Below are 18,859 nucleotides of genomic sequence, written 5' to 3' on the forward strand. Positions count from 1 at the left end.
AGCGCCATCAGAGCGGTCACACCGCGTCGCGCCTGCGCTGCGGCCCAGGCCTCAAGCCGCTCACCGATTAAAAACAGCAGCAGCACCATCGCAGCTTCGGCATGAGCGCCCGTTACCAGCGCGCCGGCTGCAGCCGCCGTCATCAGCGTTTCGATTGAGAAAGGCGAGCCGCTGCGGATCCGCTGCCAGGCGCTGTGCGCGACCGGCAGGAGAGCGGCCAGCGCGGTCGCGACAAACAGGCGATCGCCCCAGATCGGTGACTGCTGACTTATCAGCCAGCTCGTCAGCATCAGCAGTGCCAGCAGCAGCAGCGCGGCGCGATCGCGCCAGCGTGAATCAGCCGGCGGGGGAGCGGGGGCATCAGCAGCGTGCAGCCTGAAGCCCGCCTGTTTTACCGCCTGTTCTATGGCGGCCTGCATGGCGGCGGGGGCACAGACTTCCAGCTTTTCACTGGCAAAAATCACGCGCGCCTGCGTGACCTGCGGCAACTTTTGCACGGCGGTTTCGATAGTGCGCGCGCAGCCCGGGCAGTCCATCCCGGTAATTCGCCAGCGCAGTGCAGGCTGCCCGTTAGCAGAGTCTCTGTTTTCATCCGCGTCAGCTGACGCGGCGCTTCCGGCACAGCAGGCGGCGCCGGTCGTGACGGGCGTGGTCAGACGGGTGAAGCGGGCCGCGGGCAGGGGGCGCACGGCAGCGTGTGGCTGCAGTTTGCTACCCGGCCGGTCACAGCCGCAGGGGGAAATCTGTTGATGCATGAAGCCTCCGGTATCAGTAACGGGCAGCTGCCCGTTACTGAAGGCTACACTCTGGAGTCAGCTCCAGAGTCAAGCCCGGAATGGCCGGTGTATCAGGAGAGCCAGAGTGAACGCACGATCATAAAATGACCGGCAAAATAGCAGGCGGCGACAATGGCGCTGTCAGCGCTGAAGCGGCGGCGATAATGTGAAATAAACCAGATAATATTGGCCAGCAGCAGCAGGCCCGCACCAATCAGCAGCGAGAAACTGTAGTCGGTCGGACGGAAAAAGTAGTTTTCAGCCGCCATCCAGTTCATCACCAGCGTCATGCCAATCAGGGTACAGATGGGCCAGCGCAGCTCCTCCAGCCGCGTCCAGAGCAGCGCAATGACCGCAACGCCGATAATCAGAAACGTCAGCGGAATAGGCCAGTAGAAGCTCATGGTCATATGGGCGGTAAAACTGATGGTGTAGAGCAGATGCGAAAGGAAAAACGCGCCCAGCGCATAAAGCATTTGCTGTCGGGGCAGCAGCATCAGCGCATCGCCTGCCAGCGTGGCAATCAGTCCGGCAAGGATCAGATAGTCAGTGGTGTTCACGGCCGGTGCCTGCCAGGCCCAGGCAACCAGCAGCAGCAGGGTAACAGGTTTAAACAGCCAGCGTTGCCACTGCGGACCGCGATAGGAGGCATCCACATAAAGCCAGCCGGAAAAAAGTACTGCAAGGAAAGACCAAAGCATTTTTTCTCCCTTTTGTAGACCAGATGTCCACACTGTTGAAATATCCCAGACTCTCTTTGAGTTTAAGTTACCGCTGGCAAATGTGACAATCGGGCAACTCTGGTTGTATGCTTTAGCTTCTTTTTTAATGATCAAATGAAGTGAAGTGCGAGCAAAAACATGAGCAAACCACCGCTAATCTTTTTTATCGTCCTGGCGATTATCGCCATTCTGGCGACCCGGCAGTTTATCAAGCAGCGGCGGGAAGCTGCGGTTAACGACGCCTCCCCGGTACGATCGCTGACCGTGCAGGTAAAAACCAAGCGTGAATATCCGGCACCGAATCGTCGTTCGCGTCAGCGCGAAGAGATTGCTGGTGAAGAGATGAAATATGAAGCCTGGTTTCATCCGCTGAACGGGGCGAGCGACATTAAAACCGCGGTCAGCGCCAGCGATTATCACCAGATGGATAAGGGCGTAAAAGGCGAGCTGAAGATGCAGGGCAGCCGTTTTGTCAGCTTTACCCCCGCGCGCTGAAACCGGAGCACCGGCAAAGGTGGTCCGGTTAGCGCCGGATCACATCTTCGGATAGTGCTTTTTCTGCCAGGCGAGCAGTTCAAATACCCCGAAAAAGAAAATCTTAGCCTGCGTGGCGCCGCTCAGCTTCGGCGCCTCTTTGGGCTGGGTGGCGCGCAGCAGCACCAGCTGCAGTCCATGCATAATCACCATGAAAAACAGGGCGACATGCACAAAATAGCGCAGCGGTGTGGGGAAAGGGTGCACCAGATTAAGCAGCAGAAAAGCCCAGACGCAAATCATCAGTAACCGTCCCAGATTAAGCCACATCATGCGCCTCCTGTTGGCGTTGATAGAGTCGATAGGCGACCTGACCGGCGATCTTCTCCCGGTAAAGCTGCCAGCTGGCGGGCACGTCAGGGGCCCCCTGTTCCACTTCACTTTCCACATAAATCAGCGCGTCTGCGCTCAGCCACTGATTGCGCTCCAGCAGCGCCAGTGTCTCCGCCAGCAGCCCTTTGCGAAAGGGCGGATCGACAAATACGATATCAAAAGCTTCGCCAGGCTGCGCCAGCCACTGCAGCGCGCTGGTCTGCACCACCGTCGCCTGCGTGGCGCGCAGCGTGTCGACATTGCGCGACAGCTGCTGCGCTACGCTGCGCTCCAGCTCCAGCAGCGTGACTGAACCCGCATAGCGCGACAGCGCTTCGAGACCCAGCGCACCGCTGCCGGCGAAGCAGTCGAGGCAGCGCGCCTGCGGAAGGTCGGGTGCCAGCCAGTTAAACAGGGTTTCGCGTACGCGATCGGTCGTGGGGCGCAGGCCTGCGCTATCCGGCACCGGAAGTTTACGGCCGCGCCACTGGCCGCCAATGATGCGGATCTGGCCAGCGCCGCCGCCGCTGCGGGGTGATTTACTCATTTTGCTCACAACTCGTCATAATTTGTTGCGTAGTTTAACGGGCGCGACAGGCAGAAGAAACGTAAAAAAGGGTGCTGTGGTGCGCTGGCCGGAAAGTGTTAGACTATTGAACGATACAGGCGTGCGTAATTCGCTGATTTTACGCCGCAGAAAGCTAAAAAACTGAATTTATATCCCCTGGGGACAGCGTGCTACCGGGAATAAGCCATCGAGGAGTGTAGTTACACAATGGCAAAAGAGAAAAAACGCGGCTTTTTTTCCTGGCTGGGATTTGGCAAGGAAGAGCAGGCACCCGCCCCGGCTGAAGAGCAGGTAAAAGAGCAGCCTGCAGAGGAGGCTCAGCCCGCTGCCGCTGAAGAGAGTGCGTCAGAGCGTGCCGAAGCGCAGGCAGCAGAAACCGTTGCGCTGACGGAGCAACTGGCGAAAGAGCAGGCGGCAGCAGATCAGGCAGCCCGGCATGCGCTGCCACCTGAAGAGGCCATCATCACCGCTCAGCCGGAGGAGATCCTGCTGGAAGAGGAGCCTGAGCTGACGCCGCTGCCGGTCAATGAAGAGATCCTGCCGGAAGAGGAGCCCGGGCTGGCGCCGCTGCCGGTTAATGAAGAGATCCTGCCGGAAGAGGAGCCTGAACGGGCGCCGCTGCCGGTTGCTGAAGAGACCCTGCCGCAAGAAGAACCTGAACTGGCGCCGCTGCCGGAAGAGATACCGGCTGCCACTGCCGGGGAGCCACCGCTGACAGCCGCCGTCGCGCCGGAACCGGTTCTGCCCGGCGATGAAAGCCAGCTGGCGGAAGCGGAACCTCTGGCAGATGAGGATGCGCCGCTCAGCGATGAAGAGCTGGAGGCACTGGCGCTGGCGGAAACCTACGCTGAAGACGCCGCTGCAGACTCTGCAGACTCTGCAGACACCGTAAGCGATCTTCCGCTGGCGGCCGCGCCTATTGTGGCGCAGGAGCAGGAGCGCCCGACTAAAGAGGGCTTTTTTGCGCGCCTCAAGCGCAGCCTGGTTAAAACGCGCACCAACCTTGGCTCAGGTTTTATCAGCCTGTTTCGCGGTAAAAAGATTGATGACGACCTGTTTGACGAGCTGGAAGAGCAGCTGCTGATTGCGGATGTGGGCGTGGAAACCACTCGCCGGATTATCACCAGCCTGACTCAGCAGGCGAGCCGCAAACAGCTGCGCGATGCTGAAGCGCTCTATGGTCTGCTGAAGGCGGAAATGGCCGGCATTCTCGATAAAGTCGATGCGCCGCTGGATGTCAGTGGCAAAACGCCGTTTGTGATCCTGATGGTCGGCGTAAACGGCGTTGGCAAAACCACCACTATCGGTAAACTGGCGCGCCAGTATCAGGCGGAAGGCAAATCGGTGATGCTGGCTGCCGGCGATACCTTCCGTGCCGCTGCGGTCGAGCAGCTGCAGGTGTGGGGAGAGCGCAATCATATTCCGGTTGTGGCACAGCATACCGGTGCGGATTCCGCCTCGGTGATTTTCGATGCTATTCAGGCGGCGAAGTCGCGCAATGTGGATGTATTAATTGCCGATACCGCTGGTCGCCTGCAGAACAAATCGCACCTGATGGAAGAGCTGAAAAAAATCACCCGCGTGATGAAGAAGCTGGATGAGGATGCGCCGCATGAAGTGATGCTGACGTTAGATGCCAGCACCGGACAGAATGCGGTGAGTCAGGCAAAACTGTTTAATGAAGCGGTAGGACTAACAGGTATCGCCCTGACCAAGCTGGACGGCACGGCGAAGGGGGGCGTTATCTTCTCTATTGCCGATCAGTTCAGCATTCCTATTCGCTATATCGGTGTCGGAGAAGGCATCGAAGATTTACGGCCATTTAAGGCCGAAGACTTTATTGAGGCACTGTTTGCCCGAGAGGAATGATTGGCATGATTCGCTTTGAAGAAGTCAGTAAGGCTTATCTGGGAGGACGCCAGGCGCTGCAGGGGGTCGATTTTCATCTGCGTCCCGGCGAGATGTCCTTCCTGACCGGACACTCCGGCGCGGGTAAAAGTACCCTGCTAAAGCTGATTTGCGGCATTGAGCGTCCGAGCGCCGGGCAGATCTGGTTCAGCGGGCACGATATCTCCCGCCTGCGTCACAGCGAAGTGCCGTTTCTGCGGCGCCAGATTGGCATGATTTTCCAGGATCACCATCTGCTGATGGATCGCTCTGTTTATGACAATGTGGCTATCCCGCTGATTATTTCCGGCGCCAGCGGCGAAGATATCCGCCGTCGTGTTTCAGCGGCCCTGGATAAAGTCGGCCTGCTCGACAAAGCGAAAAGTTACCCGATTCAGCTCTCCGGCGGTGAACAGCAGCGCGTAGGTATTGCGCGCGCGGTGGTTAATAAACCCGCCGTACTGCTGGCAGATGAACCCACCGGTAACCTCGATAATGCACTGTCAGAAGATATCCTGCGCCTGTTTGAAGAGTTTAACCGGGTCGGGGTAACGGTACTGATGGCAACCCACGATCTGGGGCTGATCGCGCGGCGCAACTATCGCGTGATGACGCTGAATCAGGGACGTCTGCACGGAGGCCACGATGGTCAATAAACGCAACAAGCGCCCGGCGGCGGCCAGAGCGGCAAAGCAGCCTAAAACCCCGTCAAAGCGCAAGGCGCTGAAAGGTGGCTGGCAGGAGCAGTGGCGCTACGCCCTGCGCAGTACGCTGTCTGATATGTGGCGCCAGCCGCTGGCAACGCTGCTTACCGTTATGGTTATCGCGATTTCACTGACGCTGCCCAGCGTCTGTTACATGGTGTGGAAAAACGTCAGCCAGGCGGCCACCCAGTGGTATCCGGCGCCGCAGCTGACGGTCTATCTCGACAAGACGCTGGACGACAGTGCGGCAGAAAGCGTCACCGCACAGCTTAAGCAGCTGGAAGGCGTCGACAGTGTGAACTACCTGACGCGCGACGAGGCGCAGAGTGAGTTTCGCAACTGGTCTGGCTTTGGCGGCGCGATGGATCTGCTGGAGCAGAATCCGCTGCCGGCGGTGGCTATCATCACGCCGAAGCTTAATTTCCAGAACTCCGACACTATGGCAAGCCTGCGCGATCGGGTGGCAAAAGTGCAGGGCGTGGATGAAGTACGGATGGATGACAGCTGGTTTGCCCGTCTGGCGGCGCTGACCGGTCTGGTCGGGCAGGTGGCCTCTATGATCGGTCTGCTGATGATTGTGGCAGTGTTCCTGGTGATTGGTAACAGCGTCCGGCTCAGCATCTTTGCCCGGCGTGACACCATCAACGTCCAGAAGCTGATTGGCGCAACGGATGGCTTTATCCTGCGGCCGTTCCTCTATGGCGGTGCGCTGCTCGGTTTTGCCGGTGCGCTGCTGTCGCTGGTGCTGTCTGAAGTACTGGTGCTGCGACTGCAGTCGGTGGTGGCGCAGGTCGCGTCGGTGTTTGGCACCGCCTTTACGCTGGAAGGTTTTGCGTGGGACGAAGGCCTGCTGCTGCTGCTGATTGCCGCCATTATTGGCTGGATTGCTGCCTGGCTTGCCACTGTACAACATTTACGCCGATTTACGCCGCAGTAACCCATGGCAACGATTTTTTGATATACTCTTCCTCTGCCGCCAGCGATGCAGGCGCAGAGGAATGCTCCGATTTTCCCCGCTGTCACCTGTGTGTAAAATATTCACTGCTATAATTGAACTTGTGGATAACCCTGGCGTCTAATTAGCACAGATTGCTGTTGGTTTTCGCCTGACGTTGACATACTGTAGCGTCTGCGTAAGGACACGCGCAGCAACTCCATTGAATTTGTGAGGGTTTGAATGACCAAAGAAATGCAAACTTTAGCGATTGCTCCTCTGGGCAACCTGGAATCTTACGTTCGGGCTGCCAACAACTGGCCGGTATTGACGGCAGAAGAGGAAAAAGCACTGGCTGAGCGGCTGCATTACCAGGGCGATCTGGATGCAGCGAAAACGCTGATCCTGTCACACCTGCGCTTTGTTGTTCACATCGCACGTAACTATGCAGGTTATGGTCTGCCACAGGCGGATCTGATTCAGGAAGGCAACATCGGCCTGATGAAAGCGGTGCGCCGTTTTAATCCGGAAGTCGGCGTGCGCCTGGTCTCATTTGCAGTGCACTGGATCAAAGCAGAGATCCACGAGTACGTGCTGCGCAACTGGCGCATTGTCAAAGTCGCTACCACCAAAGCGCAGCGTAAGCTGTTCTTTAACCTGCGTAAAACCAAGCAGCGTCTGGGCTGGTTTAATCAGGATGAAGTTGACATGGTGGCGCGTGAACTCGGCGTCAGCACGAAAGATGTGCTGGAGATGGAGTCGCGTATGGCGGCACAGGACATGACCTTTGATATGTCCTCTGACGATGAGACGGGCGACGGCAAGCCAATGGCTCCCGTACTCTACCTGCAGGATAAAACATCAGACTTCGCTGACGGTATCGAAGAGGATAACTGGGACGCCCACGCAGCGGATAAGCTGAGTGATGCGATGCTCAGCCTGGATGAGCGCAGTCAGCATATCATCCGTGCCCGCTGGCTGGATGATGACAATAAAACCACGCTGCAGGAGCTGGCCGACCGCTATGGCGTTTCAGCGGAGCGCGTGCGTCAGCTGGAAAAGAATGCGATGAAAAAGCTGCGCATGGCGATTGAAGCCTGACAGTTCGCAGACGGTAATAAGGGCAACCTCAGGGTTGCCCTTTTTTATGTCCGCCGTCCGGCCGCGCAACGCTACTCTGCCACTTTTACCCAGCCATCTGCCTGCGCGCGGAAGCCACACGCCTGCATAAACGCTGCCCGGATCCCCTGGTCAGCATAGCCATCATCCGCAATCCACCAGTGATCCTGCGAACCATTCTGCGCCAGAGTCTCCTCCAGTAAGTAACGCCCGACGCCGCGCCGGCGCGTAGCCTCACGGACTTCAAAGTGCGTGATTTTGCCGTGGGTACCGCGGATTTCCAGCTGCAGCGCGCCCAGCAGCCGATCGTTAAACCGCGCGGCATAGAGCCGCTGCGTATCACTCAATGTCTTTTCCAGCTGCGCAATATCCTGCTGTGGCCAGATTTTAGCGAGATCGATGCGATCCTGCGGCGTAAGTGAAACGATACGCTGAATAGTGAGTTTCATAACCCGTACCTGTACTGGCAGAAAGGGCATAGTGTAGCGAATTTATACAGTCAGAGCGCTGTCACTTTTTTGCGATAAAAACAGGTCAAATGGCAGACACTTTGCCAGGATTGTGGAGTAAGCCCGCAACGATTGCCGAATAAGCCAGCATAACGCGCTACCCTGGTGCACAAATTACGGCCATAACCTCCAGAGTATTATGCTGTTCAGGCCGCTCATTACTGAATATGTCAGTTGATTTACAGCAGAAAATTCCTGTTTAATAACCTGAAAATAAAGCTGTTTTAACAAAAAAAGCCAGATAAGAACGCTAACTCCTTCTATCTGAATCAGTTTCCTCTTTCACTGGCTGAAATAAAACCAATCACAACAGACACGACATAACAGATGGGGAAGTACGCATGAAGATGAGTAAAGGACGCGCGTTACTGGCGGGCTGCGTTGCGCTGGCAATGAGCCATGCCGCGCTGGCTGCCGATATTAAAATCGCTATCGTGGGTGCAGCAACCGGCCCGGTGGCGCAATATGGTGATATGCAGTTCACGGGTGCAGCGCAGGCGATCAAAGATATTAATGCCAAAGGCGGCGTAAACGGCGACAAGCTGGTTGGCGTGGAGTATGACGACGCGTGCGACCCGAAACAGGCGGTTGCGGTGGCGAACAAAGTGGTTAACGACGGCATTAAATATGTTATCGGCCATCTCTGCTCCTCTTCTACGCAGCCTGCATCTGACATCTATAACGATGAAGGCATTCTGATGATTACGCCGGCCGCCACTGCCCCTGAGCTGACCGCGCGTGGCTATGCTGACGTCATGCGTACCACCGGCCTCGACTCCGATCAGGGCCCGACAGCAGCGACCTATATTCTGGAGCAGATCAAGCCGAAGCGTATTGCCGTCGTGCATGACAAGCAGCAGTACGGTCAGGGTCTGGCGGAGTCCGTGCAGAAAACCCTGAAGGCCAAAGGTGGCAACGTGGTGCTGTTTGAGGGCATCACCGCCGGCGATAAAGATTTCTCCACGCTGATTGCCCGCCTGAAGAAAGAGAACGTCGATTTTGTTTACTACGGCGGCTACTACCCGGAGCTGGGGCAGATCCTGCGCCAGGCAAAAACTGCCGACCTGAAAGCGGGCTTTATGGGACCAGAGGGCGTGGGTAACGCCTCACTCTCCAATATTGCTGGCGATGCGTCAGAAGGGCTGTACGTCACGCTGCCAAAGCGTTATGACCAGCTGCCGGAGAACAAAGCGATCGTTGATGCCATTAAGGGCAACAGCGCTTCAAACCGCAAAGATCCGACCGGCCCGTTTGTCTGGACCACCTATGCCGCAATCCAGTCGCTGGTGGCGGGCATTGAGCGCAGCAAAAGCGATGAGCCCGATGCGATTGCCAAAAACCTGAAAGAGGGCGCACCGGTGCCAACCGTGATGGGCAACCTGAGCTGGGATCAGAAAGGCGATCTGAAAGGGTTCGAGTTCGGCGTGTTTAAATGGCACAAAGATGGCTCATCAACCGCAGTGAAATAAGCGCTGTTAACCGGTTCTACCGCATAGCGTAACTATCTCCCCCTCCCGTGCGCGGGCGGGGGCAGGGAGCTGGCAGACGCGCCGCGAGCGGTTTGCTGCCCTGACCCTTTCTTACCCCAGAGAGGGAATCTCTGATCCACTTGCAGGTCCTCATTATGTCCGAGCAGTTTCTCTATTTTATTCAGCAGATGTTCAACGGGGTCACCCTCGGGAGCACCTATGCGCTGATCGCGATTGGCTACACCATGGTCTATGGCATTATCGGCATGATCAACTTCGCCCACGGCGAGGTTTACATGATCGGCAGCTATGTCTCTTTTATTGTCATTGCCGCCCTGATGATGATGGGCATTGATACCGCGTGGCTGATGATCGCCGCCGGTTTTATCATGGCAGTGATCATCTCCAGCGCTTACGGCTGGAGTATTGAACGCGTTGCCTATAAGCCGGTGCGCTCTTCCAAGCGGCTGATTGCGCTTATCTCCGCCATCGGGATGTCTATTTTCCTGCAAAACTACGTCAGCCTGACCCAGGGCTCGCGCGATCTGGCGCTGCCGAGCCTGATCACCGGCCAGTGGACATTGGGTGAAAGCAACGGCTTCGCCGCCACGCTCACCACCATGCAGCTGGTGATCTGGGTAGTGACGTTTCTGGCAATGCTGGCGCTGACGCTGTTTATCCGCTATTCGCGTATGGGTCGCGCCTGTCGCGCCTGTGCGGAAGATCTGAAAATGGCCAGCCTGCTGGGCATCAATACCGATCGCGTTATTTCGCTGACCTTCGTGATCGGCGCGGCGATGGCAGCGGTCGCGGGCGTATTGCTGGGGCAGTTCTACGGCTCAATCAACCCGTTTATCGGCTTTATGGCCGGCATGAAAGCATTTACTGCAGCGGTGCTGGGCGGTATCGGCAGTATTCCGGGCGCTATGATTGGCGGGCTGGTACTCGGCATTGCGGAAGCGCTGACGTCAGCTTACCTCTCGACGGAATATAAAGATGTGGTCTCCTTTGCGCTGCTGATCGTGGTGTTGCTGGTGATGCCAACCGGTATCCTGGGTCGCCCGGAGGTAGAGAAAGTATGAAGCGTCTCGGTCTGCTTAACGCCGTGCTCTCTGCGGCAATGCTGCTGGTGCTGGCCAGCTTCTTTATGGGCATGCGTCTCGACCTGGATGGCACCCGGCTGATTGTGGTCAGCGCGGGCGAGGTTCGCTGGAACTGGATCTTCGCCGGCTGCGCGGTGGTCTTTATCTTTCAGCTGCTGCGTCCGCTGTTTTCAGGCCGGTTTCGCCGCAGCGGTAAAGCCTTTGTGCTGCCGGCGTTTGATGGATCTACCGCGAAGCAGAAACTGCTGATGGCGCTGCTGATCGTCGCTGCCGTTGCGTGGCCGCTGTTTGCCTCACGCGGCAGCATCGACATTGCTACGCTGACGCTGATCTACGTCATGCTGGGACTGGGGCTTAACGTGGTGGTTGGCCTCTCCGGACTGCTGGTGCTGGGCTACGGCGGTTTTTATGCCATTGGCGCCTATACCTTTGCGCTGCTGAACCACTACTACGGTTTTGGCTTCTGGGAGAGCCTGCCGCTGGCGGGCATCGTGGCGGGCGCCTTTGGCCTGATGCTGGGATTTCCGGTGCTGCGCCTGCGCGGCGACTATCTGGCGATTGTCACGCTCGGTTTCGGTGAAATCGTGCGTATTCTGCTGCTGAACAGTACGTCGATTACCGGCGGGCCGAACGGTATCGCGCAAATCCCCAAACCCGGCCTGTTTGGCATTGAGTTTGGCCGCCGCGTCAGCGAAGGGGGCTGGACGACGTTCCACGAGCTGACCGGGCTTGCCTACAACCCCAATCACCGCGTGATTTTCCTCTATCTGGTCGCGCTGCTGCTGGTGGTACTGACGCTGTTTGTGATCAATCGCCTGCTGCGTATGCCGCTGGGGCGCGCATGGGAAGCGCTGCGCGAAGATGAGATCGCCTGCCGCTCGCTGGGGCTGAGCCCGACGCGCATCAAGCTGACCGCCTTTACCATCAGCGCCGTATTTGCCGGTTTTGCCGGGACGCTGTTTGCAGCGCGCCAGGGCTTTGTCAGCCCGGAGTCGTTTACGTTTGTTGAATCCGCTTTTGTGCTGGCTATCGTGGTACTGGGCGGGATGGGGTCTCAGCTGGCGGTGATCCTCGCGGCGATCCTGCTGGTGGTATCGCGTGAACTGATGCGCGATCTTAATGAGTACAGCATGCTGGTGCTGGGCGGCCTGATGGTGCTGATGATGATCTGGCGTCCGCAGGGGTTGCTACCGATGAAGCGTCCGCATCTGAAACTGAAAAAGAGCAAACAGGGAGAGCAGGCATGAGTCAGCCTTTATTAGCCGTTGAAGGCCTGATGATGCGTTTTGGCGGCCTGCTGGCCGTCAACAATGTGGCACTGGCGCTGCATCCGCAGGAAATTGTTTCGCTTATCGGACCCAACGGTGCCGGTAAAACCACCGTGTTTAACTGCCTGACCGGCTTCTATAAGCCGACCGGCGGCACCATTAAATTGCGCGATCGGCCGCTGCAGGGCCTGCCGGGACAGAAAATCGCGCGCATGGGCATTGTGCGCACGTTTCAGCACGTGCGGCTGTTCCGTGAGATGACGGTGATTGAAAATCTGCTGGTGGCGCAGCATCAGCATCTGAAAAGCGGCGTCTTTTCCGGCCTGTTAAAAACACCGGCGTTTCGCCGCGGTGAGAGCGAGGCGCTCGATCGCGCAGCCATCTGGCTGGAGCGTATCGGCCTGCTGGAGCTGGCAAACCGCCAGGCGGGTAATCTGGCTTACGGCCAGCAGCGCCGGCTGGAAATTGCCCGCTGCATGGTCACGCGCCCGGAGATCCTGATGCTGGACGAACCGGCCGCGGGCCTTAACCCGCGTGAAACGCATGAGCTGGATGCGCTGATCGCCGAGCTGCGCAGCGAGCACAAGGTATCAGTACTGCTGATTGAACACGATATGAAGCTGGTGATGGGCATTTCCGACCGCATCTACGTGGTCAATCAGGGAACGCCGCTGGCGAACGGTACACCGGAACAGATCCGCAACAACCCGGACGTGATCCGGGCTTATTTAGGTGAGGCGTAAGATGGCAAACCCGATGTTAACGCTGCAGGGTGTAAGCGCCCACTACGGCCCGATCCAGGCGCTGCACAATATTAATCTGCATATCAGTCAGGGGGAGATTGTCACGCTGATTGGTGCCAACGGCGCCGGTAAAACCACGCTGCTGGGTACGCTGTGCGGCGAGCCGCGCGCCAGCAGCGGCACCATTGTGTTTGACGGAAAAACCATCACCGACTGGCAGACAGCAAAAATTATGCGGGAGGCGATCGCGATCGTGCCGGAAGGGCGTCGGGTGTTTTCCCGCATGACGGTCGAGGAGAACCTGGCGATGGGCGGTTTCTTTGCCAGCCGGCATGAGTATCAGACGCGTATTGAGCGGGTTTACCAGCTGTTTCCCCGGCTGGCAGAACGCAAAGTGCAGCGTGCCGGTACCATGTCCGGCGGTGAACAGCAGATGCTGGCGATTGGTCGTGCGCTGATGAGCCAGCCGCGTCTGCTGCTGCTGGATGAACCCTCGCTCGGGCTGGCGCCTATCATCATCCAGCAGATTTTTGACACCATCGAGCAGCTGCGTAAAGAGGGGATGACCATCTTTCTGGTTGAGCAAAACGCCAATCAGGCGCTGAAGCTCGCCGATCGCGGTTACGTGCTGGAGAACGGTCACGTGGTGCTGGAGGACAGCGGCGAGGCGCTGCTCTCTAACGAAGCGGTGCGCAGCGCCTATCTCGGCGCCTGATCGACCTGCGGTCCGGTATCCTGCCGGGCCGCGGTTTTCCTGCCTGCCGCTTTTTTTGCTGAAAAATGTGCACAGCGTTCACGTTTTACCGTCTGGCTGGCGCGTTTCTGTGTGTCATATCTCTGTCATATTTCGGTTATTTTTCTATCATCTTCCCGTGTCATGTTACTCCGCGAACAAAAAATGCGTGATATTGCGCGTACCTAACAGCACAGGAAAACTTTATGACCGCTTTAACGCTTCGTCCCCGTCTGATGAGTGTGTTGCTTGGTCTGGCGCTCAGCGGTAACGCGCTGGCTGCGACCGAAATCCCTTTCTGGCACTCAATGGAAGGGGAGTTAGGCAAAGAAGTTGACTCTCTGGCACAGCGTTTTAACCAGGCGCATCCCGATTACAAAATTGTGCCCACTTACAAAGGTAACTACGAGCAGAGCCTGGCAGCGGGGATCGCAGCGGTACGCACCGGTAAAGCGCCTGCGCTGCTGCAGGTCTATGAAGTCGGTACGGCAACCATGATGGCCTCGAAAGCGATTGTGCCGGTGCATGACGTGTTCAGCCAGGCTGGCGTGCAGATGGATGCGAAGCAGTTTGTACCAGCCGTGGCGGGTTACTACAGCGACAGCAGCGGTCAGCTGATCTCTCAGCCATTTAACAGCTCAACGCCGGTGCTCTACTACAACAAAGATGCCTTTAAAAAAGCGGGGCTGGATCCGGAGCAGCCGCCGAAAACCTGGCAGGAGCTGGCAAAAGACGCTGCTGCGCTGCGTAAAGCCGGCATGAGCTGCGGCTATGCCAGCGGCTGGCAGGGCTGGATCCAGATTGAAAACTTCAGCGCGTGGCATGCGCTGCCGGTAGCCAGTAAAAACAACGGTTTCGACGGCACGGATGCGGTGCTGGAGTTCAACAAGCCGGTGCAGGTGCGGCATATCCAGATGCTCGAAGAGATGAACAAAAAAGGTGATTTTACCTACTTTGGACGCAAGGATGAGCCGACCGCCAAGTTTTATAACGGCGACTGCGGGATCACGACCGCCTCTTCCGGCTCGCTGGCGGATATCAAGCACTACGCCAAATTTAACTTCGGCGTAGGCATGATGCCGTATGACGAGACCGTGCCTGAAGCACCGCAGAACGCCATCATCGGTGGCGCCAGCCTGTGGGTGATGAAAGGCAAAGATGCGGCCACCTATAAAGGGGCGGCGGAGTTTATGAAGTTCCTCGCGCAGCCGGAGATTGCCGCCGAATGGCATCAGAAAACCGGCTACCTGCCGATCACTACCGCCGCCTACGAGCTGACCAGAAAGCAGGGTTTCTATGAGAAGAACCCGGGCGCGGATATCGCTACCCGGCAGATGCTCAACAAAGATCCGCTGCCATACACCAAAGGGATGCGTCTCGGCAATATGCCGCAGATCCGCACGGTGGTAGATGAAGAGCTGGAAGGCGTCTGGACCGGCAAGCAGACGCCGCAGGCAGCGCTGGATAACGCGGTTAAGCGCGGTAATGCACTGCTGCGCCGCTTTGAACAGCAGGTGAAATAAATCCGATCCACCGGGAGCGACGCTGGGTCGCTCCCGCTTTCAGCGTGAGTTCGCTATGCCCTCATCGTCTCGTCCGGTCTTTCGTGCCCGGCTGCTGCCCTATTTGCTGATGGCACCGCAGCTGATTATCACCGCCATCTTCTTTCTCTGGCCTGCCGGAGAGGCCCTCTGGTATTCGCTGCAGAGCATCGATCCGTTTGGCATCTCCAGCACCTTTGTCGGGCTGGAGAACTTCAGTCGTCTGTTCAGCGATCCCTACTATCTCGACTCCTTCTGGACCACGATAGTGTTCAGCCTGCTGGTCACGGTGCTGGGGATGCTGTTCTCGCTCCTGCTGGCCGCGCTGGTTGACTATGTTGTGCGTCTGCAGAAGCTCTATCAGACCCTGCTGCTGCTGCCGTACGCGGTGGCGCCGGTGGTCGCCGCAGTGCTGTGGATGTTCCTCTTTAATCCAGGGCTTGGGCTGCTCAGCCATCTGCTTAATCAGATGGGCTATAACTGGAACTATGCGCAGAACAGCGGTCAGGCGATGTTTCTGATCGTGCTCGCCTCTATCTGGCAGCAGATGAGCTACAACTTTCTGTTTTTCTTCGCGGCGCTGCAGTCGATTCCGAAGTCGCTGACTGAGGCGGCCGCTATCGACGGGGCCGGGCCGGTACGGCGCTTTTTTCATCTTTCTCTGCCGCTGATTACGCCGGTGAGCTTCTTTCTGCTGGTGGTCAACCTGGTCTACGCCTTCTTTGACACCTTCCCGGTCATTGATGCCGCCACCGGTGGCGGGCCGGTACAGTCCACCACCACGCTTATCTACAAAATTTATCGGGAAGGATTTACCGGTCTCGATCTCTCCTCATCTGCTGCGCAGTCGGTCGTGCTGATGCTGCTGGTGATTGGCCTCACTATTCTGCAGTTCCGCTTTGTTGAGCGTAAGGTGCAATATCAATGATTGAGAACCGACGCGGGCTGGATATTTTCAGCCACACGCTGCTGATTCTGGGCGTGCTGACCATTCTGTTTCCGCTCTATGTCGCCTTTGTCGCCGCCACGCTGGATAACACTGCGGTTTATCAGGTGCCGATGACGCTGTTGCCCGGCACGCATCTGTGGGAGAACATTTCGCGTATCTGGACGCAGGGCGTTAACGGCAGCGCGGCGTTTGGCATGATGTTGCTGAACAGCTTTATCATGGCGCTGGCGATTACGATCGGCAAAATCAGCGTCTCTATGCTCTCAGCTTTTGCGCTGGTCTGGTTTCGCTTTCCGCTGCGCACGCTCTTTTTCTGGCTGATTTTCATTACGCTGATGCTGCCGGTTGAAGTGCGTATCTTTCCGACGGTTGAGGTGATCGCCACCCTTAACCTGCTCGACAGCTACAGCGGGCTGACGCTGCCGCTGATGGCGTCGGCAACGGCCACCTTTCTGTTCCGCCAGTTCTTTCTGTCGCTGCCGGACGAGCTGATTGAAGCCGCGCGCATTGACGGTGCCGGGCCGATGCGCTTCTTTTGGGACATTGTTCTGCCGCTGTCAAAAACCAACCTTGCCGCGCTGTTTGTGATCACCTTTATCTACGGCTGGAATCAGTATCTCTGGCCGCTGCTGATTATCAATGATGCCAGCCTGAGCACCGCCGTAGCGGGGGTAAAAAGTATGATCAACACCAGCGGCGGCCCGACGCAGTGGAATGAAGTGATGGCGGCGATGTTATTAACCCTGATCCCACCGGTTGTGGTGGTTCTTGTAATGCAGCGCGCGTTTGTGCGTGGCCTGGTGGAGAATGAGAAATAGATGGCAGGCGTAACCTTACAGAGCGTGACGAAATCGTATGACGGCAAAAATGCGGTGATCCAGCCGCTGACCATCACCATCAACGAGGGCGAGTTTATGGTGATGGTGGGGCCCTCCGGCTGCGGCAAGTCGACGCTGCTGCGCATGGTGGCCGGACTCGAGCGCGTCAGCTCCGGCGACATTTTTATTGCTGAGCAGCGGGTCACGGAGATGGAGCCGAAAGATCGCGGCATTGCGATGGTGTTTCAGAACTACGCGCTCTACCCGCATATGACGGTAGGCGAAAACATGGGCTATGGCCTGAAAATCCGCGGCATGGGCAAAGCGCAGATCGCCCAGCGCGTGCTGGAGACCGCGCGTAGTCTGGAGCTTGACCACCTGCTGAACCGGCGACCGCGTGAACTCTCGGGCGGGCAGCGGCAGCGTGTGGCGATGGGACGCGCTATCGTGCGTGAACCGGCTGTCTTCCTGTTCGATGAACCCCTCTCCAACCTGGATGCGCGCCTGCGCGTGCAGATGCGTCTTGAACTGCAGCAGCTGCACCGCCGCCTGAAAACCACCAGCCTTTACGTCACGCACGATCAGGTTGAGGCGATGACGCTGGCGGAGCGGGTGATGGTGATGAACAAAGGGATTGTGGAGCAGGTTGGCACGCCGGTAGAGGTTTATGAGCGTCCGGCCAGCCAGTTTGTTGCCGCCTTTATCGGCTCCCCGGCGATGAACCTGCTGCCAGGAGAGATCAGCCGCGACGGCCTGCACTTTACGCTGGATGCGCTGAACAGCCTGCCGCTGGGCGAGAGACGGCCGCAGTGGGCTAACAGGCCGCTGACGCTCGGCATCCGTCCTGAGCATATTCATCTCTCTTCGCGTGAAGCAGGCGGCGTGCCGCTGGTGGTCGATACGCTGGAGATCCTCGGCGCAGATAACCTTGCGCATGGCCATCTGGGCCAGGCGCGGCTGGTGGTCCGGCTGCCGCACAGCGAACGTCCGCAGGCGGGCAGCACGCTGTGGCTGCATCTGCCGCCGGATGCGTTACACTTCTTCGATTCTGTTCATGGAAAACGTCTGGAATGAGTAACCACAACTGGCCCTACCCGAAAATTGTGGCCCATCGCGGCGGCGGTAAACTTGCCCCGGAAAACACGCTGGCGGCAATTGATACCGGCGCGCGTTATGGCCATACCATGATTGAGTTTGATGCCAAACTCTCGCAGGATAAACAGATCTTTCTGCTGCACGATGACACGCTCGATCGCACCAGCAGCGGCTGGGGCGTGGCTGGCGAACAGACGTGGGCGCAGCTGGCACAGCTCGATGCCGGCGACTGGTTCAGCGGGGCGTTTACGGGCGAGCCGCTGGCGCTGCTGACGGACGTGGCGGCGCGCTGTCGTCAGCACCGGATGATGGCGAACATCGAAATTAAACCCACCACCGGCACCGACGCGGAGACGGGCGCTGCCGTGGCGCTCGCCGCCCGTCAGCTCTGGCAGGGGCAGACACCTCCGCTGCTCTCCTCATTCTCACCTGAAGCGCTGGCGGCAGCACAGCAGGCTGCGCCAGAGCTGCCGCGCGGTCTGCTGCTCGATGAGTGGGATGACGCATGGCAGGCGCTGACCAGCCGGCTGGAGTGCGTGTCGATTCACCTGAATTACCGGCTGCTCGACGCGGAGCGCACTGCGCTGCTGAAGGCAGCCGGGTTGCGTATCCTGGCCTATACGGTTAACCGGCCCGCGCGTGCCCGCGAGCTGCTGAGCTGGGGTGTGGATGCCATCTGCACCGATCGCATCGACATTATCGGTCCCGATTTCAGTTAGTTGTTATTCGGCATGGTGCCGTTCTGCTGCGTATTCTGACCCGGCTGCGACTGCAGTACCTGCTGCCGGGTGCTGTCGCGTTTTTCCTGCAGCTGCCGCTGCATATTTTGCGTCTGCCGCTGCTGATCCTGGTGCAGCAGGCGCTGCTGCTGCTGCTGCTGGGTCTGCATCTGGGTCTGCATACGCTGCTGGCTTGGGTTATAGCCGGGCTGATTCACATTATTGTTATTCAGCGTATTTGCCATACCGCTCAGCGGCAGCAGGGCTGCCAGCGCAATAAGCCATGTTTTCATTATTCCCTCCGATCGTCTGACCTGCTGTGTAAACAGGCGGCCCGCAGGTCGTCTGCCTCTTAA

The 18,859-nt window shown here is 58.0% G+C and carries 21 protein-coding genes; 15 read left to right on the top strand and 6 right to left on the bottom strand.

All coding sequences use genetic code 11. The features are described from left to right. Positions 1–755: cation transporter (locus tag HA43_RS06890; RefSeq protein WP_211279573.1), on the bottom strand; the 755-nt coding region annotated here is incomplete at its 3' end. 92 nt (positions 756–847) lie between these two features. Further along, positions 848–1,477, bottom strand: a complete 630-nt coding sequence (locus tag HA43_RS06895; RefSeq protein WP_039381901.1) for a lysoplasmalogenase — start codon at positions 1,475–1,477, stop codon at positions 848–850. Positions 1,478–1,636: 159 nt separating this feature from the next. On the opposite strand from HA43_RS06895, the gene HA43_RS06900 reads away from it, so the two are divergent. Next, positions 1,637–1,993: a DUF2500 domain-containing protein gene (locus tag HA43_RS06900; protein ID WP_039381903.1), complete on the top strand. Its 357-nt coding sequence runs from the start codon at positions 1,637–1,639 to the stop codon at positions 1,991–1,993. A gap of 39 nt (positions 1,994–2,032) precedes the next feature. Here HA43_RS06900 and HA43_RS06905 read toward each other — a convergent pair whose 3' ends face one another. Next, complete coding sequence (locus tag HA43_RS06905; RefSeq protein ID WP_039331733.1) at positions 2,033–2,302, bottom strand: DUF1145 family protein; 270 nt, start codon at positions 2,300–2,302, stop codon at positions 2,033–2,035. Then, on the bottom strand, positions 2,292–2,891 hold the full coding sequence (rsmD, locus tag HA43_RS06910) for a 16S rRNA (guanine(966)-N(2))-methyltransferase (protein ID WP_039381905.1): 600 nt from the start codon (positions 2,889–2,891) through the stop codon (positions 2,292–2,294). The genes HA43_RS06905 and rsmD overlap by 11 nt, the downstream gene beginning before the upstream one ends. A 228-nt stretch (positions 2,892–3,119) precedes the next feature. On the opposite strand from rsmD, the gene ftsY reads away from it, so the two are divergent. From ftsY to rpoH, 4 genes are all read left to right on the top strand, one after another. Next, complete coding sequence (ftsY, locus tag HA43_RS06915; RefSeq protein WP_094111284.1) at positions 3,120–4,781, top strand: signal recognition particle-docking protein FtsY; 1,662 nt, start codon at positions 3,120–3,122, stop codon at positions 4,779–4,781. A 5-nt stretch (positions 4,782–4,786) separates the two neighbouring features. Then, positions 4,787–5,455, top strand: a complete 669-nt coding sequence (ftsE, locus tag HA43_RS06920) for a cell division ATP-binding protein FtsE (RefSeq protein WP_065650521.1) — start codon at positions 4,787–4,789, stop codon at positions 5,453–5,455. Further along, a complete protein-coding gene (ftsX, locus tag HA43_RS06925) occupies positions 5,445–6,440 on the top strand; it encodes a permease-like cell division protein FtsX (RefSeq protein WP_094111285.1) in 996 nt (331 codons plus the stop codon). Before ftsE ends, ftsX begins: the two co-directional genes overlap by 11 nt. Before the next feature lie 240 nt (positions 6,441–6,680). Continuing rightward, the gene (gene rpoH / locus HA43_RS06930) at positions 6,681–7,538 is read left to right on the top strand and encodes an RNA polymerase sigma factor RpoH (RefSeq protein WP_094111286.1); all 858 of its coding nucleotides are present in this window, start codon (positions 6,681–6,683) and stop codon (positions 7,536–7,538) included. Between the two features lie 71 nt (positions 7,539–7,609). On the opposite strand, the gene panM is transcribed toward rpoH, so the two are convergent. After that, positions 7,610–8,005, bottom strand: coding sequence for an aspartate 1-decarboxylase autocleavage activator PanM (gene panM, locus HA43_RS06935; RefSeq protein WP_039381914.1), 396 nt, complete (start codon positions 8,003–8,005; stop codon positions 7,610–7,612). A gap of 401 nt (positions 8,006–8,406) precedes the next feature. On the opposite strand from panM, the gene HA43_RS06940 reads away from it, so the two are divergent. The 10 genes from HA43_RS06940 to ugpQ all read left to right on the top strand — a co-directional run bounded on the left by HA43_RS06940 (position 8,407) and on the right by ugpQ (position 18,503). Then, positions 8,407–9,534: a branched-chain amino acid ABC transporter substrate-binding protein gene (locus tag HA43_RS06940; protein ID WP_094111287.1), complete on the top strand. Its 1,128-nt coding sequence runs from the start codon at positions 8,407–8,409 to the stop codon at positions 9,532–9,534. Positions 9,535–9,689: 155 nt separating this feature from the next. Then, positions 9,690–10,616: a high-affinity branched-chain amino acid ABC transporter permease LivH gene (gene livH / locus HA43_RS06945; protein ID WP_094111288.1), complete on the top strand. Its 927-nt coding sequence runs from the start codon at positions 9,690–9,692 to the stop codon at positions 10,614–10,616. After that, positions 10,613–11,884 (top strand): high-affinity branched-chain amino acid ABC transporter permease LivM, encoded by a 1,272-nt coding sequence (locus tag HA43_RS06950; protein ID WP_094111289.1) that lies wholly within the window; start codon positions 10,613–10,615, stop codon positions 11,882–11,884. The genes livH and HA43_RS06950 overlap by 4 nt, the downstream gene beginning before the upstream one ends. Beyond that, on the top strand, positions 11,881–12,648 hold the full coding sequence (livG, locus tag HA43_RS06955; RefSeq protein WP_039381923.1) for a high-affinity branched-chain amino acid ABC transporter ATP-binding protein LivG: 768 nt from the start codon (positions 11,881–11,883) through the stop codon (positions 12,646–12,648). The genes HA43_RS06950 and livG overlap by 4 nt, the downstream gene beginning before the upstream one ends. Position 12,649: 1 nt before the next feature. Then, complete coding sequence (gene livF, locus HA43_RS06960) at positions 12,650–13,363, top strand: high-affinity branched-chain amino acid ABC transporter ATP-binding protein LivF (RefSeq protein WP_094111290.1); 714 nt, start codon at positions 12,650–12,652, stop codon at positions 13,361–13,363. Positions 13,364–13,587: 224 nt separating this feature from the next. Next, positions 13,588–14,904, top strand: coding sequence for a sn-glycerol-3-phosphate ABC transporter substrate-binding protein UgpB (gene ugpB, locus HA43_RS06965; RefSeq protein WP_071668456.1), 1,317 nt, complete (start codon positions 13,588–13,590; stop codon positions 14,902–14,904). A 55-nt stretch (positions 14,905–14,959) separates the two neighbouring features. Beyond that, positions 14,960–15,850 carry a sn-glycerol-3-phosphate ABC transporter permease UgpA gene (gene ugpA, locus HA43_RS06970; protein WP_039381930.1) on the top strand — a complete coding sequence of 297 codons (891 nt, stop codon included), beginning with the start codon at positions 14,960–14,962 and terminating at the stop codon, positions 15,848–15,850. Further along, positions 15,847–16,689 (top strand): sn-glycerol-3-phosphate ABC transporter permease UgpE, encoded by an 843-nt coding sequence (gene ugpE, locus HA43_RS06975; RefSeq protein ID WP_094111291.1) that lies wholly within the window; start codon positions 15,847–15,849, stop codon positions 16,687–16,689. Before ugpA ends, ugpE begins: the two co-directional genes overlap by 4 nt. Next, the gene (locus tag HA43_RS06980) at positions 16,690–17,763 is read left to right on the top strand and encodes a sn-glycerol-3-phosphate import ATP-binding protein UgpC (RefSeq protein WP_094111292.1); all 1,074 of its coding nucleotides are present in this window, start codon (positions 16,690–16,692) and stop codon (positions 17,761–17,763) included. Beyond that, positions 17,760–18,503 carry a glycerophosphodiester phosphodiesterase gene (gene ugpQ / locus HA43_RS06985; protein WP_094111293.1) on the top strand — a complete coding sequence of 248 codons (744 nt, stop codon included), beginning with the start codon at positions 17,760–17,762 and terminating at the stop codon, positions 18,501–18,503. The genes HA43_RS06980 and ugpQ overlap by 4 nt, the downstream gene beginning before the upstream one ends. On the opposite strand, the gene HA43_RS06990 is transcribed toward ugpQ, so the two are convergent. Then, on the bottom strand, positions 18,500–18,796 hold the full coding sequence (locus tag HA43_RS06990; protein WP_039381941.1) for a DUF2756 domain-containing protein: 297 nt from the start codon (positions 18,794–18,796) through the stop codon (positions 18,500–18,502). The genes ugpQ and HA43_RS06990 overlap by 4 nt on opposite strands. Positions 18,797–18,859 lie beyond the last annotated feature (63 nt).

Source organism: Pantoea eucrina (assembly GCF_002095385.1).
In the GTDB taxonomy this organism is placed as follows: domain Bacteria; phylum Pseudomonadota; class Gammaproteobacteria; order Enterobacterales; family Enterobacteriaceae; genus Pantoea; species Pantoea eucrina.

Bases quoted from the DNA above. Each gene is read 5' to 3' on its own strand.
- HA43_RS06940 (WP_094111287.1), top strand. From the start codon at position 8,407: ATGAAGATGAGTAAAGGACGCGCGTTACTGGCGGGCTGCGTTGCGCTG.
- HA43_RS06905 (WP_039331733.1), bottom strand. From the start codon at position 2,302: ATGTGGCTTAATCTGGGACGGTTACTGATGATTTGCGTCTGGGCTTTT.
- HA43_RS06990 (WP_039381941.1), bottom strand. From the start codon at position 18,796: ATGAAAACATGGCTTATTGCGCTGGCAGCCCTGCTGCCGCTGAGCGGT.
- panM (WP_039381914.1), bottom strand. From the start codon at position 8,005: ATGAAACTCACTATTCAGCGTATCGTTTCACTTACGCCGCAGGATCGC.
- rsmD (WP_039381905.1), bottom strand. From the start codon at position 2,891: ATGAGTAAATCACCCCGCAGCGGCGGCGGCGCTGGCCAGATCCGCATC.
- ugpQ (WP_094111293.1), top strand. From the start codon at position 17,760: ATGAGTAACCACAACTGGCCCTACCCGAAAATTGTGGCCCATCGCGGC.
- ugpA (WP_039381930.1), top strand. From the start codon at position 14,960: ATGCCCTCATCGTCTCGTCCGGTCTTTCGTGCCCGGCTGCTGCCCTAT.
- HA43_RS06980 (WP_094111292.1), top strand. From the start codon at position 16,690: ATGGCAGGCGTAACCTTACAGAGCGTGACGAAATCGTATGACGGCAAA.
- ugpB (WP_071668456.1), top strand. From the start codon at position 13,588: ATGACCGCTTTAACGCTTCGTCCCCGTCTGATGAGTGTGTTGCTTGGT.
- ftsX (WP_094111285.1), top strand. From the start codon at position 5,445: ATGGTCAATAAACGCAACAAGCGCCCGGCGGCGGCCAGAGCGGCAAAG.
- ftsY (WP_094111284.1), top strand. From the start codon at position 3,120: ATGGCAAAAGAGAAAAAACGCGGCTTTTTTTCCTGGCTGGGATTTGGC.
- HA43_RS06895 (WP_039381901.1), bottom strand. From the start codon at position 1,477: ATGCTTTGGTCTTTCCTTGCAGTACTTTTTTCCGGCTGGCTTTATGTG.
- HA43_RS06950 (WP_094111289.1), top strand. From the start codon at position 10,613: ATGAAGCGTCTCGGTCTGCTTAACGCCGTGCTCTCTGCGGCAATGCTG.
- ugpE (WP_094111291.1), top strand. From the start codon at position 15,847: ATGATTGAGAACCGACGCGGGCTGGATATTTTCAGCCACACGCTGCTG.
- HA43_RS06900 (WP_039381903.1), top strand. From the start codon at position 1,637: ATGAGCAAACCACCGCTAATCTTTTTTATCGTCCTGGCGATTATCGCC.
- ftsE (WP_065650521.1), top strand. From the start codon at position 4,787: ATGATTCGCTTTGAAGAAGTCAGTAAGGCTTATCTGGGAGGACGCCAG.
- livG (WP_039381923.1), top strand. From the start codon at position 11,881: ATGAGTCAGCCTTTATTAGCCGTTGAAGGCCTGATGATGCGTTTTGGC.
- livH (WP_094111288.1), top strand. From the start codon at position 9,690: ATGTCCGAGCAGTTTCTCTATTTTATTCAGCAGATGTTCAACGGGGTC.
- rpoH (WP_094111286.1), top strand. From the start codon at position 6,681: ATGACCAAAGAAATGCAAACTTTAGCGATTGCTCCTCTGGGCAACCTG.
- livF (WP_094111290.1), top strand. From the start codon at position 12,650: ATGGCAAACCCGATGTTAACGCTGCAGGGTGTAAGCGCCCACTACGGC.